Raw genomic sequence first — 15,495 nt, 5'->3', positions numbered from 1 at the left:
AGGCGCTCCTGTCGGGTACGTTTTTTATACCATGCCCGTGCCCCACTAAGAACCCTCCGTATATACCCAACTTTACCTCCATCGCCAGTCATGTTGACTACGCTTAAAACCCTAAGCGGTAAAACAAGGAGATTCGATATGGCTTACCAGACAGTAAATCCTGCCACTAACCAGCTCGTCAAAGAATATCCCTCCCACACTGACGCAGACGTTGAGGCGGCGCTGAAGGCAGCCGATGCGCTCTATCATTCCGACTGGGCGAAGGGCGATATAAGCCAGCGTCTGCCGGTGCTGCATAAGCTAGCCGATCTGATTGACGAGCGCGCGGAGGATCTGGCGAAGATTGCCAGCCAGGAGATGGGTAAGCTCATCGAACAAAGCCGTGGCGAAGTGAAGCTGTGCGCGCAAATCGCCCGCTATTACGCCGACAACGCGAAGCAGTTCCTTGTCCCGGTGAAGTATCAGTCCGAACTCGGAGAAGCGTGGGTTGAGCATCACCCCATCGGTGTGGTGATGGCCGTCGAGCCGTGGAACTTCCCGTATTACCAGCTGATGCGCGTTCTGGCGCCAAACCTGGCGGCGGGTAACCCGGTTCTGGCCAAGCACGCCAGCATCGTACCGCACTGTGCCGAGACCTTTGCGCAGCTGGTGCGTGAAGCGGGCGCGCCGGAAGGGGCGTGGACCAACCTGTTTATCTCGTCTGAACAGGTGGCGAACATTATCGCCGACGATCGCGTACAGGGGGCGGCGCTCACGGGTTCCGAAAAAGCGGGGAGCGTGGTGGCAGCGCAGGCAGCGAAGCACATTAAAAAATCGACCCTCGAACTGGGCGGTAACGACGTGTTCGTGGTGCTGGACGATGCCGACCTGGAGAAAGCCGTCAAGACAGGCGTTAGCGCGCGGCTCAACAATGCCGGACAGGTCTGTACCGCGGCGAAGCGCTTTATCCTGCACGAAAACATTGCCGACGCGTTCCTGAGCAAATTCACCGAGGCGTTTAAGCAGGTGAAGATTGGCGATCCGCTGGATGAAAGCACCACGCTGGGGCCGCTATCGTCTAAAGACGCGCTTGAAACGCTGACCAAACAGGTCGACGAAGCGGTGAAAAACGGGGCGACGCTGCACTACGGCGGCAGGCCGGTACAGCGCGACGGGAGCTTCTTCGAACCAACGATCCTGACCCACATCTCGCGCGACAACCCGGCGTATTTCGAAGAGTTCTTCGGCCCGGTGGCGCAGATCTATGTGGTGAAAAATGACGACGAGGCGGTCGCCCTGGCGAACGACTCCCACTACGGTCTGGGCGGGGCGGTATTCAGCCAGGACATCGAGCGGGCGAAGAAGATGGCGTCGCGCATTGAGACGGGGATGGTCTACATCAACTGGCTCACCGACACCGCGCCCGAGCTGCCGTTCGGCGGCGTGAAGCGTTCCGGCTACGGACGCGAGCTGTCGGATCTGGGGATCAAAGAGTTTGTGAACCAGAAGCTGGTGGTGGTGCGCAAGTAACGCGGTAATAAAAAAACCTGCCATCCGGCAGGTTTTTTTCAGGAAATTTATTGCACTTCAATCTTGTCCCAGCCGCTTTTGAACATGCAGCTGTCAACGAGCGTATCCCGGCGATATTCATTCGCGTCTTCCACCGTGTAGCTCGTTGAAACATCCTTTTTCTTATGCTTCTTGTCCGTTTTTTCCGAGCTTGAACCGGTCACGACGTTATCCGGGGGCAGATCGATAAGCGCCTGCGCTTCGCATTCCGTGAGCTTCTTATTCATCTCAGCATCACTGACGCCTGGCTTAACCCATTTGTACTGGACACAACCGGCAAGCATGACCGTGATGCTTAAAACACAAAGCGCGGCTATGCGGGGTTTCATCAGAAACTCACTCCACCGCCCACGTAGGCGCCGTCGATCAGCGTGTGGTTTGGACGGCCGTCTTTACCGTCAACGCTCACGTGGCGGTAGCCCACCTTCAGCGTTACCGGTTTGATCGGAGTCCAGCTAACGCCGCCGTTGGCTTCAACGTAGTTCTTCACGCTGTTGTTCAGGCCGTCCGGCGCAACGTAACCTTCACCAAACACGCGGATGCTGTCGGTCAGGGCAACGTTCACGCCGCCGCCGATGGGGAACGCCACGCCGTTATCACCTTTTTTCGGGCCGATGTAGATAGCCTTCGCGCCAGCGTTCAGAATCACCGGGCCGACTTCGACGTTGTAGCCTGCGCCCACGCCGCCGGTCTGGGTGCCGTCATCGGTGTTTTTCAGCCAGTTGCCTTCGGTGTACAGACCGGAGGTGGATTTACCCATTTCCACGTTCAGGTTGGTAAAGTTTTTACCCTGCTCGATGCTGCCGCCCATGGCCAGCGCGGAGCCCGATACGGCGGTCAGTGCGGAAAGGATCAGAACGTTAAGTTTTTTCATGAGTATGCCCTCGTCATCAAATTAATCTGAGGGCACCTTAACAAGCGATGTTTATGACTGCAAATGTGATGCATATCGCGGTTTTATGCTGATTATGTATATTTATTGAATCTTAAATGTTGCATGAATGTTTGTTTGGCCTGTCGTCAATGCGCAATAAATTCGCGTTTAGGTAAAGTTTATATTTCTGGCTAAACGGTGAATGAACGAGGCGCAAATAGTCATTCAGGGTGAATTAATTGGGTTTCTAATAATTTCCAAAAGTATTTCAACTGTCACAGATAAAGACAGAGGTTTACATTTCTGGTGATTGATATACACCCTTTCGGACGGATCCGTGCGCCCGCCATGTCATTTTTCTGACACGTTTCTTCATTACGTTGTTGGCTTCACTTTATGGATGCTAACAATATGAAAAGAAAAATCATTCCTGTGCTTATCGGCTGTGCGCTCTCTTTCTCTGGCCTGGCGGCACAGCCAACCGCTGAGCGCTACGTCGTCAGCTTTCCCGACGGCTCGCACGTAAAATACAGCGGTGCGTTTGCCGGCGCGTTTCCGAACGGGCTTCCGGTGGGGATTGGTTCAGGCTTGCTGTTCACCGGCAGGCAGGGCGATACCCTGACCTTCGCGACCGTCACCGATCGCGGCCCCAATGCGGATTCGCCAAAGGTGGGGAAAAACGACGCCAAGATCTTCGTGACGCCGGATTTCGCCCCGCTGCTGATGACGATTCGCGTGCAAAACGGCAAAGCGGAGGCCGTGGATGCGCGCCCGCTGCATGACGATAAAGGCGAGATTAACGGCCTGCCGCTGGAAAACGGCGTGATTGGCTCGACCAATGAAGTGGCGTACAGCGACGCTTTAAAGGTGCTCAAGGGCGACAACCGCGGGCTGGATACGGAAGGCATCACGCCGGACGGGAAGGGCGGCTACTGGCTGTGCGACGAGTACGGCCCGTTCCTGATCAACATCGACAGCAAGGGTAAAATTCTGGCGATCCACGGCCCGCAGGCGGCAGAAGGGGAGAAATCCATTGCGGGCGGTTTGCCCAACGTTATCAAATGGCGTCAGGCAAACCGGGGCTTTGAAGGGCTAACCCGGATGCCGGACGGGCGTATTATCGCCGCCGTGCAAAGCACGCTGGATATCGACGGTAAGAGCAAAAAGCAGGCGCTGTTTACGCGTCTGGTGAGCTTCGATCCGGCGACCGGCAAAACCGCGATGTACGGCTACCCCGTCGACAGTGAAGTTTACGGTAAGAACAGCGACGCCAAAATTGGCGACATCGTGGCGCTGGATGACCACTCTGTCCTGCTGATTGAACAGGGCGAAGATAAAAACGACGCGATGCGCAACCTCATCTACAGGGTCGATTTGCGCAACGCGAGCGACCTGACGGCGTTCGACAGGCCGGGCGAGTACCCGGAGTTTGATGACGCGAAAACGCTGGCGCAGCGCGGCATTACGCTTGCTAAAAAAACGCAGGTGGTCGACCTGCGCGCGCTGGGCTGGCAGCAGGAAAAGGCCGAAGGGCTGGCGCTGATTGACGGTAAAACGCTGGCGGTGGCGAACGATAACGACTTTGGCGTGAAGGTGGCGATGCAAAAGCCGGTCGAGGGCAAGAAGCTCAAGGATTATCGGGTGAACGCGCAGGGTGCGCTGACGCTGGATGATAAGCCGGTGGAAACGACCCTCAGCGTGAAGCCGCTGAAGAAACCGGAATCAGACAGCGAGCTGTGGATTGTGACGCTGCCGGAGGCGTTGAAATAAGTTTATCTCTTACCCCTCACCCTAACCCTCTCCCAAAGGGAGAGGGGATTGTTCGGTGCGCGTAGTTAAACGGAGAGGTTATTTCTTCAGCCCCGCAAACGCCGCCCGAATTTCTTCTTCCGGCAGCTGGATTCCGATAAACACCATCACGCTGTGCGGCGTTTCCTCGCCCCACGGACGATCCCAGTCGGCGCTGTAGAGGCGCTGCACGCCCTGGAACAGCAGGCGGTTTGGTTCGCCGTCGATCCACAGCATGCCCTTATAGCGCAGCAGCTTATCCGCAAACGACAGCAGCAGGTTCTCCATCACGCGGGAGACCTCGCCGATATCTACCGGGTAGTCCAGCTCCACCACGATCGACGCCACGTCGTTTTGCTTGTCGGACATAAAGTGGAAGCGCGGTTTCGCGGTGATATTCTCTTCCAGCATAAAGCCGTTAGTGTTGAACAGCCGGGACAGGTCGATATCGCCGTGCGTCACGGTGTAAATCGGCGCGCGGGAGTTAATGCGCGTCAGGCGCTCGCGCAGCTTAACGCTGTCGCCCGCCACGTCGGTTTTGGTCAGCAGGATGCGGTCGGCGTAGCCCACCTGGGACTGGGCGATGGTGAACTGGTTCATCTGCTCGTCGGCGTGGGCCGCATCGACCAGGGCGATGACGCCGTCCAGCAGGTAGCGCTGGCAAAGAATATCGTGGGAGAAAAAGGTCTGAACGATCGGGCCAGGGTCGGCCATGCCGGTGCACTCGATCACCAGACGGTCAAAGTCGATTTCACCGCGATCGCGGCTGTCGAGCAGGTCCAGCAGGGCATTTTCCAGCTCGCTGGAGCGGGTGCAGCAGATGCAGCCGTTGGTCAAGGTTTTGATCTGGGTGGCGCGATCGCCAATCAGCTGGTCGTCAACGGAGACTTCGCCGAACTCGTTTTCAATGACGGCGATTTTAAAGCCGTGCTGCTCGTTCAGAATGTGGCGCAGCAGGGTGGTTTTACCGGCGCCGAGAAAACCGGTCAGCAGGGTAACGGCAATCGGGGTCATGGTCTCTCCTTTAGCAGCAGCGGACGCCGCCTTCTCCACTTCCGCCGTAGCGCGCTTCCTGACGCTCGCGGAAGAATTCGGTGTAGGTCATGTACGGCTTATCCGGATGGTTGGTCTTCATATGCTCAACGTAGTTGTCATAGTCCGGAATGCCAATCAGCATTTTCGCCGCCTGACCGAGGTATTTTTTTGCTTCGCCTAAGTTACCAAACATAACGGGTCCTGATAAGAAAAAGCCCGGCGATGTGAGTCCGCTGGGCTTGTGTTCTCCTCACCCCAGCCCTCTCCCAAAGGGAGAGGGGGAGGATTGCGGATTAATGGTGGGAAGAGGTCTTCACGCCGCCTTCCGGCACCGGCACGTACGGGGTCTCTTTATCCGTACGACCATCAGCGTTACGCACCTTCATCCAGGTTTTGATGCCGTAGAAGATGATGCTGTACACCACCACCAGGAACAGAATGCTCAGGCCCGCGTTGGTGTAGTTGTTCACCACGATATGGTTCATGTTGGCAATCTGCTGCGCGGTCAGATCCGCGCCGCCTGCGGCGATCTTCTCCTTGTACTGGTTAGCCATGTAGAAGAAGCCTTCCAGCTGCGGGTTGCTGCTGAACAGCTTCAGACCCAGCGCCCAGGTGGTGCAGAGCAGCAGCCACAGCGCAGGCACCACGGTGACCCAGATGTATTTGGTGCGCTTCATCTTCACCAGCACAACGGTACCAAGCACCAGCGCCACTGCCGCCAGCATCTGGTTAGAGATGCCGAACAGCGGCCACAGGCTCTTAACGCCGCCGAGCGGGTCAACAACGCCCTGATACAGCAGGTAGCCCCACAGGCCGACGCAGCCCGCCGTACCGAGAACGCCCGCCACCAGAGAGTCGGTTTTCTTCAGGAACGGCACGAAGTTACCCAGCAGGTCCTGCAGCATGAAGCGGCCCGCGCGGGTACCGGCATCCAGCGCGGTGAGGATGAACAGCGCTTCGAACAGAATACCGAAGTGGTACCAGAAGCCCATGTCCGCCCACGGCAGCACTTTATGGAACACGTGAGCGATACCCACCGCCAGCGTCGGTGCGCCACCTGCGCGGTTCAGCACGGACGGTTCGCCGATGTCTTTCGCGGTCTGCATGATCTGCTCAGGCGAGATCACAAAGCCCCAGGAGCTGACGGTCGCCGCCGCGTGTACGCTGGCCTCTTTCAGCTGGGCCATAATCATTGCGGTATTTTCGCCGCCCATTTCATGCAGGTTTGGCATGGTGATGCCCAGACCCGCCGGCGGCGTGTTCATCGCGAAGTACAGGCCTGGCTCGATAATAGATGCCGCAACCAGCGCCATGATCGCCACGAAGGACTCCATCAGCATCGCGCCGTAACCGATGAAGCGCGCGTCGGTTTCGTTGGCCATCAGCTTCGGCGTGGTGCCGGAGGCGATCAGCGCGTGGAAGCCAGACACGGCGCCGCAGGCGATAGTAATAAACAGGAACGGGAACAGGGCGCCTTTCCACAGCGGGCCGGTGCCGTCAATGTACTGGGTCACCGCCGGCATTTTCAGCTCCGGGTTGATGATCACAATACCGATTGCCAGCCCGACGATTACGCCGATTTTCAGGAAGGTCGCCAGGTAGTCGCGCGGTGCCAGAATCAGCCACACCGGCAGAAGGGCAGAGATGAACGCGTAACCGATCAGCGCGAAGGTGATGGTGGTGTCCTTAAAGGTCAGCGCCGGGCCCCAGTACGGGTCGTGCGCAATCACGCCGCCGAAGTAGATAGAGGCGACCAGCAGCACGATACCGATAACCGACACCTCGCCCACGCGGCCAGGGCGCAGGAAGCGCATGTAGATGCCCATGAACAGCGCAATCGGTACGGTAGAGCAGACGGTAAAGACGCCCCACGGGCTTTCGGCCAGCGCTTTCACCACGATTAACGCCAGCACCGCCAGGATGATGATCATAATCAGGAAGCAGCCAAACAGGGCGATAGTGCCCGGCACGCGGCCCATCTCTTCTTTGATCATCTCACCCAGCGACGAGCCGTTACGGCGCGAGGAGATAAACAGCACCATAAAGTCCTGCACCGCCCCCGCTAGCACCACGCCCGCCAGCAGCCAGAGCGTACCCGGCAGGTAGCCCATCTGCGCGGCCAGCACCGGGCCGACCAGCGGGCCAGCGCCTGCAATGGCGGCAAAGTGGTGGCCAAACAGCACGTAGCGGTTGGTTGGCACGTAGTTCAGGCCGTCATTGTTAATGACCGCCGGGGTAGCGCGCGTCGGGTCGAGCTTCATGACCTTCTGCGCGATGTATAAGCTGTAGTAGCGATAAGCCACAAGGTAGACGGAAACCGACGCGACCACGATCCACAGGGCGCTTACGTGCTCGCCCCGGCGTAATGCGACAACCGCCAGACAGAAAGCGCCGAGGATCCCGAGTAAGGCCCAGGGCACGTGCTTCAGTAGTTTTTTAGTATCCATAGTAAGACCTGGTTTTTTATGTAAAGAAAAAAGGGTCAGGGTTCGTTGTGAGGAGGTATTGATTAATGCTGGAGCGATCGTGCCAGATCCTCGCGCGCGTAAAGGACGGTAAATGGGTGAGTGGTTGAAAGCGATGCGTGAGCGGTCAAAAGCGAGGGCGAGTGGTCAGGACTCGCCCTCAGTGGAGGGAAATATGTGATTGAGATCACTAAGAATAATCCAGCACTGCCGGGCGTGGCCGCCCACACCCGTGCGGAACCTCAGCGTTTTTTGCGCAACGGCATTACACCGCGGCTTCCATCTCCAGCATCACCGGATGGAAACGGCGCCTGAAGTAGATCAGGCCGTGCCCCTCGCCGCTGAGGATGATGTTCTTAATTTCAACGAGGTAAACCAGATGGGTGCCGATAGTTTGCACCTGGGCTATCTCCCCTTCCAGGCTTGCCAGCGCCCCTTTCAGTACCGGCTGCGCCAGCGGGCCTTTCTGCCAGCAGGAGAGGGCAAAGCGCTCCTCCATTGCCATGCCCGTCATCCCGGCAAAGTGGCGGGCCATGATCTCCTGCTCGTGGTTCAGCACGTTAACGCACAGCTTGCCGTTGCCCTGAAAGACCGGGTTCATGGCGCTGCTGGCGTTGATGCACACCATCAGCGACGGCGGCGTGTCCGTAACGGAACAGACGGCGGTGGCGGTAATGCCGCAGCGACCGGCCTCACCCTCGGTGGTGATGACGTTGACCGCCGCCGACAGGCTGGCCATCGCGTCGCGAAAACGCAGGCGTTCTTCTGATTGCATTGAAACCTCCCGCTGCGTTATTTCAGCAGCTTATCCAGCATGTTGATATCGGTGTTGTTGTGCAGGTGCGGTACGGTCCAGCCGTGCTGGTCGTACTCGGACATGCAGCGGTCGACCATCGCCATCATCTTGTCCATGTTGCCCGAGCTCTGCGCCTGGCGCAGGCACTGAAGGCGAATTTCGTCCTGGCTCCCGGAGTAGTTGATTTCGTACAGCTCGTGACGGCCGCCAAACTCGCTGCCGATGGCATCCCACATCAGCTTCAAAATCTTGATGCGCTCGACGTGATCCATGCCGTTGGAGCCGCGCACGTATTTCGCCAGGTACTGGTCGATCTGCGGGTTGTTCAGATCCCGCGCGCTGGACGGCAGGTAGATCAGCCCGGAGGTGACGTTGCGCTCGATGATGTTCTTGATCTTCGCGTAGGCCATTGGCGCCATTACGCGGTAGGTCTGCAGCGCCGCGTGATCGGGCAGGTACGCGCCGTTGACCCACGGCGTGGCTTCGGAGCACATGGAGTCGCTCAGCGCCCAGAACATGTTGCGCCAGGCGACCACTTCGCCCAGATCCGCCTGCACGCCGCGGAACTCGAGGGTGCCGGTGCACTCCAGCGATTTCTTCAACAGGGCGGTGATAAAGTCGAGCTTCACCGCCAGACGCACGCAGGCCTGAAGCGGGTACATGCGGGCGAAGCCCCCTTCCATCGTCCAGCGGCGGCAGCGGTCGAAATCACGGTAGATCAGCACGTTTTCCCATGGGATCAGCACGTGATCCATCACCAGGATCGCGTCGTTCTCGTCGAAGCGGCTGGAGAGCGGATAGTCGTACGGGGAGCCGGTGGCGCCTGCCACCATTTCGTAAGAGGCGCGGGAGATCAGCTTCACGCCCTCGGCGTCCATTGGCGCGACGAACATCAGCGCGAAGTCCGGGTTTTCGCCCATCACCTGCGCGGAGCCGAAGCCGATCATGTTGTAGTGGGTCAGCGCCGAGTTGGTGGCCACCACTTTTGCGCCGCTGACGATAATCCCGGCGTCGGTCTCTTTCTCCAGCTTGATGTAGACGTCCTTCACCTCGTCCGCCGGCTTATGGCGGTCAATCGGCGGGTTAACGATGGCGTGGTTGAAGTACAGGCCGGTTTCCTGAATGCGGGTGTACCAGCTGCGGGCGTTCTGCTCGAACTGGCCGTAGAAGGCCGGGTTAGCGCCGAGCGCGCAGCCGAACGCGGCTTTATAGTCCGGCGTGCGGCCCATCCAGCCGTAGCTCAGGCGCGACCACTCGGCGATGGCGTCGCGCTGCTGGCGCAGGTCGTCGGCGCTTTTCGCCACGCGGAAGAACTTATGGGTATAGCCGCCGCTGCCGGTGTCGGTGCCCCAGCAGAGCGTATCCTGCATGTCCGGCTTGTGCAGGGCGTCGTACATCTGCGCGATGGAGGCCGCCGCGTTGCGGAATGCCGGATGGGTGGTAACGTCTTTGACGCGCTCGCCGTAGATGTAAATCTCACGACCGTCCTGCAGGCTTTTTAAATACTCTTCACCCGTTAACGGACGTTTGGCATCGGCGCGGAACTCTTCAGGCTTCATAGGGACCTCGTATCGGAAGATGTTTGTTAAATTTATGTTTTGTTTTTGTTGTTTAATTGAAGCGTGAGAAGGGCGGACCGTGAAGGGACGATTGGGACAACGGCGGGTACTTTTCGGGTGGTGAGGGGATTTGTGATCGTTGTCCCCTCACCCTAACCCTCTCCCCAAAGGGGAGAGGGAACAATTACACCCTCTCCCCCTTGGGGAGAGGGCCGGGGTGAGGGGAAACCGGTACTTTCTGCGCCCGATACGCGCTTGGCGAGCACCCGGTCAGGCGATTGAAAAAACGGGCGAAATAGGCCGGATCCTTAAACCCCAGCTGCCAGGCTATTTCGCTGACCGCGCTGTCGGAAAACAGCAGCAGGCGCCTGGCCTCCCGCAGCTGGCGGTCGAAGATCAGCCGTTTTGGTGAGCGGTTGGCGAAGCGGCGGCAGATGTCCGTCAGCCGGGATTCGGTGAGGTGCAGCTCGCTGGCGTATTCCGGCACCGTCCAGTGCAGGTGATAGTGGGTATCAATGAGTTGGTTAAAGCGCTGGAACAGCTTCAGCTCGCCGCGCATTCCGCCTGAAGCGTGGTCGTCGAGCTTCGCGTTGCGCAGCAGCAGGGTAAACACCGCCTGCGCCAGCAGGACCAGCGTGTGCTCACGCCCCGGCAGCTGGGAGGTGGATTCCCGCGCGATCAGCTGCCAGTAGTGCCTGAGCGCCGCCAGCTCGTCAGGCTTGTCGGCCATCGAGAGGCAAATCCCCGGCAGGCCGAACGCTTCCCGCGTGCCGGGGTAGAGCACCTCCAGCAGCGGCCAGATCAGATCTTCCTGCACCGTCAGCACGTGGCCGTCGCTGTCGGATTCGGTGATAAACGCGTGCGGCACCGACGGCGGCGTGAGGACGAACAGCGGCGCCTGCACCGAGTAGCGATGATCGTCGAGCTGGAGCTCAATCTGCCCGGTATCGAGAAAGTGCATCTGGAAGTACTGGTCGTGACGATGCGCCTGCATGTCGCGGCCAAAAAAGGCCGCCATGCGGGCGAACGACTGATAGTGCACATCGTCGGTGCCCAGACTTTCGTCGTACTCCTTGCTGATATCAATGTTGGCGATGGGGCTCTGGCACATGATCGTTCCTCTGTTGATCCCGCTGCGTCATCGGGATGCGCGTCAGCACCAGCGCGCCCACCAGCAGCAGCCCGGCCACGAACCACAGCCCTGAACTGAAGCTGCCGGTCGCATCGCGCAGGATCCCAATCAGCAACGGGCTGACGGCGGAACCCACGTTACCGATGGCGTTGATCACCGCCAGGGCTACCGCGCGTGACTGCAGGCTGATAACCCGATCCGGCGTGGTCCAGAATATCGCCATGGCGGTAAACGATCCGGTTGAGGCCATGATGATGCCAAGGAGCTGGATCAGGCTGTGATCGGTCGCCGAGGCCAGCATCCAGCCTGCCGCCGCAAACAGGTACGGCAGGATGGTGTGCTTTTTTCGCTCTTTCAGCCTGTCGGAGCGGCGGCTCCACCAGATCATCCCGAGGATGGTGCAAAACTGCGGGATCGCCGCCAGCAGGCCGATGGTGATATTGCTGCTGCCGGTGTTGAAGCTTTGCAGGATCTGCGGCGTCCAGATGTTGATGGCGCTTAACGTGTTGGTCAGACAGAAGTAGGCCAGGGTGTAGAGCAGCACGGCGGGCGTCAGTACCTCGCGAAGCGTCGAGCGCGGCGTGGCGGCGTGCGCAATCGCCATTTCCTGCTCGCGGGCGATCATCGTTTTCAGCGCCTGCTTTTCGTCATCATCCAGCCAGGTAGCCTCATCCGGCGTGTCGTTGAGGTAGAACCAGGTCACCACGCCGAGCACCACCGACGGCAGTCCTTCCAGCAGAAACAGCCACTGCCAGCCCTTCAGGTTCCACAGCCCGTCCATCGCCAGGATGTACCCGGAGAGGATCGAGCCGAGCATCATGGTTACCGGCATGGCGATCATAAACAGCGCGTTGGCGCGGGCGCGGTGATACGCGGGGAACCACCAGGTGAGATAGACCAGGATCCCCGGCAGGAAACCGGCTTCGGCAATGCCCACCAGCATACGCAGCACGTAAAGCGTTTCCGGGCTGGTGGCGAACATGGTACAGGTGGAGGCGATGCCCCACACCACCATGATCCCGGCGATCCAGCGGCGCGCGCCGATCTTCGCCAGCATGATGTTGCTCGGGATCCCGCACAGCACGTAGGTGACGTAAAAGAGCGTCGCGGCCAGGCCAAACATGGTCGAGGTGAGGCCCAGATCCTTGCCCATCGTCAGCCCGGCAAAGCCGATGTTGATGCGGTCGAGAAACGAAAAAACAAACAGGATAAAGAGAAACACGATTAAACGACGGAACAGCTTATTTATAACGCGATGTTCAACAGCTTTGTTTTGCAGGGTTGAGGTCGTCATGTTGCGCTCCACATCGTACGTTTAGTAGACGGATTTATTGTTATCAACTGCTGTGGTGACGTCGGTAAAGCGGGCTGCCAGCGCTTCGGCGCCGCGCGCGAGCAGGGTGGTATCCACGCCGACCGCAACGAACAGCGCGCCGAGTTCGAGATAGCGTTTGGCCAGCAGCTCGTTGGCCATCAGGATCCCGGGCGCTTTCCCTGCGCCGAGGATCTGCGCGATCGCCTGTTCAATGGCCGCCTGCACTTCCGGGTGCTGCGGATTACCGGCATAGCCCATGTCGGCGCTCAGATCCGCCGGGCCGATAAACACCCCGTCGACGCCGTCCACGTCCAGGATCTGCGGCAGGTTTTTCAGCGCCTCGCGGGTTTCGATTTGCACCAGCACGCACATGGCGTCGTTGGCCTGGTGCAGGTAGTCCGGGATGCGGTTCCAGCGCGAGGCCCGCGCCAGGGCGCTGCCGACGCCGCGAATGCCCGCGGGCGGATAGCGCGTGGAACGGACCGCCAGACGGGCCTCCTCGGCGTTTTGTACCATCGGCACCAGCAGGGTTTGCGCCCCCACGTCCAGCAGCTGTTTGATCTGCACCGGATCGTTCCACGACGGGCGCACCACCGGCTGGCTTGGATAAGGGGCGATGGCCTGCAGCTGGGTTAACACGGTCTGCACGCTGTTCGGCGCGTGCTCGCCGTCAATAAGCAGCCAGTCGAAGCCTGCTCCGGCCAGCAGCTCGGCGCTGTAGCTGCTGGTCAGTCCCAGCCATAAGCCGATTTGCGGGCGGCCTGCCTGCAGCGCCGCTTTGAATGCGTTTTGCATGAATGTCTCCTTACACAAAGCGGCAGCTGATGGAGCCCATATTGCCGTAGTCCACGTGGAAGGTGTCGCCTCTGCTGGCGGGCACCGGGCGGGTAAAGGAGCCGCCGAGGATGATCTGCCCCGGCTCAAGCTGCACGTCGTACGGCGCAAGCTTGTTCGCCAGCCACGCCACGCCGTTGGCCGGGTGGTTGAGCACCCCCGCGGCGACGCCGGTCTCTTCGATGACGCCGTTGCGGTAGAGCAGGGCGGAGATCCAGCGCAGATCCAGCGCGTCGGGCTTAATCGGGCGGCCGCCGAGGATCACGCCCGCGTTGGCGGCGTTATCGGAAATAGTGTCGAACACCTTGCGCGGGCGCCGTGTCTCCGGGTCGACGTTGTGGCAGCGGGCGTCGATCAGCTCCAGCGCGGGAATGACGTAATCCGTGGCGTTGTAGACGTCGAAGATGGTGCAGTTCGGGCCGCGCAGCGGCTTGGCCAGCACGAACGCCAGCTCCACCTCGATGCGCGGAACGATAAAGCGATCGACGGGGATGTCGCTGCCGTCGTGGAAGAACATGTCGTCCAGCAGCGCGCCGTAGTCCGGCTCGCTAATCTGCGAGCTGGCCTGCATCGCTTTCGAGGTGAGGCCGATCTTGTGGCCCTTCAGCACGCGGCCTTCGGCGATCTTCAGGCTCACCCATTCGCGCTGTACGGCGTAGGCGTCTTCAATCGTGATCTCCGGGTACTCCAGCGAGATCGCGCGGATCTGCTCCCGGGACTGCTCCGCCTGATGCAGGCGGTGGGCGATCAGGGTATGGGTGTGTTTATCGAGCATGGCGATATCCTGTTTTAGGTTTGGTTTCTCCCTCTCCCGACGGGAGAGGGACGGGGTGAGGGCATCGGGCCGCAGAGGTATCCCCTCACCCTAACCCTCTCCCAAAGGGAGAGGGGATCGATCGAGCGTGTTACGTAAACAGCGCGTGCACGTTGTTTTGTTTGTAATTGAGCGTCGGGTGCAGTTCGTCGAGCTCAAACGACAGCGCCAGATAGCGGGCGGCCATGAGGTCGGCAAAATGCGCTTTGATCAGCGCAAACAGCATCTCCCCCACGGCCTCGCGGCTCTCCAGGCTGCGTCCGGCGCCAATCTTCAGCGTCATATGGACAAAGGCGTAATCGTGCCTGCCGTCGGCCATCTGCCAGGTATCCAGCCAGTGGGCGCGGCTGCGGATACCGCCGATGGGGAAAATGCCGGTGGCGGCCAGCGCCTCGTTCACTTTGGCGAACAGCCCCGGCAGGTCAGCCTGCTCGCGGATGTTGTCGGTACATTCGGCTATAAAGTGCGGCATGGTGGCTCCTTATGCGGGCAGCGGGAAAACGGCGTTGACCTGGCCGGTGCCGGAGCTGGCGAACAGCTCGGTGAGGAACTCCACCTTGCCGTCGTAGTTGTCCCAGCCGAGCATGCCCAGCAGCATCACCGTGTCGTGCATGTTGCCCTCGCCGTAGCAGTAGTCGGCGTACTCCGGCAGCATGCTGCAAAACTCCTTAAACTGGCCCTCGCGCCACAGCTTCACTACCCGCTCGTCCATCTGGCGGTCGAACTCGCGGGTGTAGCTGTTCATCCCTTCCTCCGCCCGCTGGTCGTCGATAAAGCGGTGCGACAGCGAGCCGCTGGCGAGCACCGCCACGGTGCCGTCGTATTTCTCAATGGCGCTGACGATGGCCTCGCCCAGCCTGCGGCTGTCGGCGAAGTCGTGAACCGTGCAGAACGCCGAGATGGAGACCACCCTGAAGTGCTTATCCGCGTTCATGTAGCGCATCGGCACCAGCGTGCCGTATTCCAGCTTGAGGCTCGGAATGTTGTGCGCTTTGGCGCGCACGCCGAGCTTGACCGCCTCGTCGGCGATCAGCTGGCCCAGCTCCGGGTTGCCGTCGTAGTCGTAGGCCATGTCGCGGATAAAGTGCGGCAGCTCGTTGCTGGTGTAGACGCCTGAAAAATGGTCCGCACAGTTGATGTGGTACGCGCTGTTCACCAGCCAGTGGGTGTCGAACACGATGATGGTGTCCACGCCCAGCTCGCGGCAGCGCTTGCTAATCTCCTTATGCCCGTCGATGGCCGACTGGCGGCAGCCGTGGTTTTTTCCCGGCAGTTCAGAAAGATACATCGACGGTACGTGGGTAATTTTCGCCGCTAACGCTAACTTGCCCATTG

15 protein-coding genes are annotated in these 15,495 nt (G+C 59.8%); 2 read left to right on the top strand and 13 right to left on the bottom strand.

Translation table 11 applies throughout. The features are described 5' to 3' along the window. The first annotated feature begins 138 nt into the window (after window positions 1-138). Window positions 139-1,509, top strand: a complete 1,371-nt coding sequence (locus IM304_RS06585; protein WP_193354797.1) for an NAD-dependent succinate-semialdehyde dehydrogenase — start codon at window positions 139-141, stop codon at window positions 1,507-1,509. A gap of 47 nt (window positions 1,510-1,556) precedes the next feature. Here IM304_RS06585 and IM304_RS06580 read toward each other — a convergent pair whose 3' ends face one another. Both IM304_RS06580 and IM304_RS06575 read right to left on the bottom strand, forming a co-directional pair. After that, the gene (locus IM304_RS06580; RefSeq protein ID WP_148422055.1) at window positions 1,557-1,877 is read right to left on the bottom strand and encodes a hypothetical protein; all 321 of its coding nucleotides are present in this window, start codon (window positions 1,875-1,877) and stop codon (window positions 1,557-1,559) included. After that, entirely contained in the window at window positions 1,877-2,422 is a 546-nt protein-coding gene (locus tag IM304_RS06575) for a YfaZ family outer membrane protein (RefSeq protein ID WP_193354796.1), read from the bottom strand. Before IM304_RS06575 ends, IM304_RS06580 begins: the two co-directional genes overlap by 1 nt. 411 nt (window positions 2,423-2,833) lie before the next feature. On the opposite strand from IM304_RS06575, the gene IM304_RS06570 reads away from it, so the two are divergent. Beyond that, window positions 2,834-4,192, top strand: a complete 1,359-nt coding sequence (locus IM304_RS06570) for an esterase-like activity of phytase family protein (RefSeq protein ID WP_193354795.1) — start codon at window positions 2,834-2,836, stop codon at window positions 4,190-4,192. Window positions 4,193-4,270: 78 nt separating this feature from the next. Here IM304_RS06570 and yjiA read toward each other — a convergent pair whose 3' ends face one another. The 11 genes from yjiA to hpaD all read right to left on the bottom strand — a co-directional run bounded on the left by yjiA (window position 4,271) and on the right by hpaD (window position 15,493). Then, window positions 4,271-5,224 carry a GTPase gene (gene yjiA, locus IM304_RS06565; protein WP_148422050.1) on the bottom strand — a complete coding sequence of 318 codons (954 nt, stop codon included), beginning with the start codon at window positions 5,222-5,224 and terminating at the stop codon, window positions 4,271-4,273. A 10-nt stretch (window positions 5,225-5,234) separates the two neighbouring features. Continuing rightward, window positions 5,235-5,438 (bottom strand): YbdD/YjiX family protein, encoded by a 204-nt coding sequence (locus IM304_RS06560; RefSeq protein WP_003856610.1) that lies wholly within the window; start codon window positions 5,436-5,438, stop codon window positions 5,235-5,237. Window positions 5,439-5,538: 100 nt separating this feature from the next. Beyond that, complete coding sequence (locus IM304_RS06555) at window positions 5,539-7,692, bottom strand: carbon starvation CstA family protein (protein ID WP_193354794.1); 2,154 nt, start codon at window positions 7,690-7,692, stop codon at window positions 5,539-5,541. 283 nt (window positions 7,693-7,975) lie between these two features. Beyond that, complete coding sequence (locus tag IM304_RS06550; RefSeq protein WP_148422047.1) at window positions 7,976-8,485, bottom strand: 4-hydroxyphenylacetate 3-monooxygenase reductase subunit; 510 nt, start codon at window positions 8,483-8,485, stop codon at window positions 7,976-7,978. Between the two features lie 17 nt (window positions 8,486-8,502). Next, window positions 8,503-10,065: a 4-hydroxyphenylacetate 3-monooxygenase, oxygenase component gene (gene hpaB, locus IM304_RS06545; protein ID WP_148422045.1), complete on the bottom strand. Its 1,563-nt coding sequence runs from the start codon at window positions 10,063-10,065 to the stop codon at window positions 8,503-8,505. Window positions 10,066-10,249: 184 nt separating this feature from the next. Continuing rightward, window positions 10,250-11,176: a 4-hydroxyphenylacetate catabolism regulatory protein HpaA gene (gene hpaA, locus IM304_RS06540; RefSeq protein WP_193354793.1), complete on the bottom strand. Its 927-nt coding sequence runs from the start codon at window positions 11,174-11,176 to the stop codon at window positions 10,250-10,252. Then, complete coding sequence (gene hpaX, locus IM304_RS06535) at window positions 11,148-12,491, bottom strand: 4-hydroxyphenylacetate permease (protein WP_193354792.1); 1,344 nt, start codon at window positions 12,489-12,491, stop codon at window positions 11,148-11,150. The genes hpaA and hpaX overlap by 29 nt, the downstream gene beginning before the upstream one ends. Before the next feature lie 21 nt (window positions 12,492-12,512). Further along, entirely contained in the window at window positions 12,513-13,307 is a 795-nt protein-coding gene (hpaI, locus tag IM304_RS06530; protein WP_193354791.1) for a 4-hydroxy-2-oxoheptanedioate aldolase, read from the bottom strand. Between the two features lie 10 nt (window positions 13,308-13,317). Continuing rightward, on the bottom strand, window positions 13,318-14,121 hold the full coding sequence (gene hpaH, locus IM304_RS06525; protein WP_193354790.1) for a 2-oxo-hept-4-ene-1,7-dioate hydratase: 804 nt from the start codon (window positions 14,119-14,121) through the stop codon (window positions 13,318-13,320). A gap of 130 nt (window positions 14,122-14,251) precedes the next feature. Beyond that, window positions 14,252-14,632 carry a 5-carboxymethyl-2-hydroxymuconate Delta-isomerase gene (locus IM304_RS06520; protein WP_193354789.1) on the bottom strand — a complete coding sequence of 127 codons (381 nt, stop codon included), beginning with the start codon at window positions 14,630-14,632 and terminating at the stop codon, window positions 14,252-14,254. Window positions 14,633-14,641: 9 nt separating this feature from the next. Then, complete coding sequence (gene hpaD, locus IM304_RS06515) at window positions 14,642-15,493, bottom strand: 3,4-dihydroxyphenylacetate 2,3-dioxygenase (RefSeq protein WP_193354788.1); 852 nt, start codon at window positions 15,491-15,493, stop codon at window positions 14,642-14,644. Between the last annotated feature and the right edge of the window lie 2 nt (window positions 15,494-15,495).

Origin of the sequence: Enterobacter cloacae complex sp. P40C2, assembly GCF_014930695.1 — a bacterium.
Classification (GTDB): domain Bacteria; phylum Pseudomonadota; class Gammaproteobacteria; order Enterobacterales; family Enterobacteriaceae; genus Enterobacter; species Enterobacter pasteurii.
The sequence above is the reverse complement of the archived record's forward strand: the minus strand, read 5'-3'. Positions and strand labels throughout refer to the sequence as shown.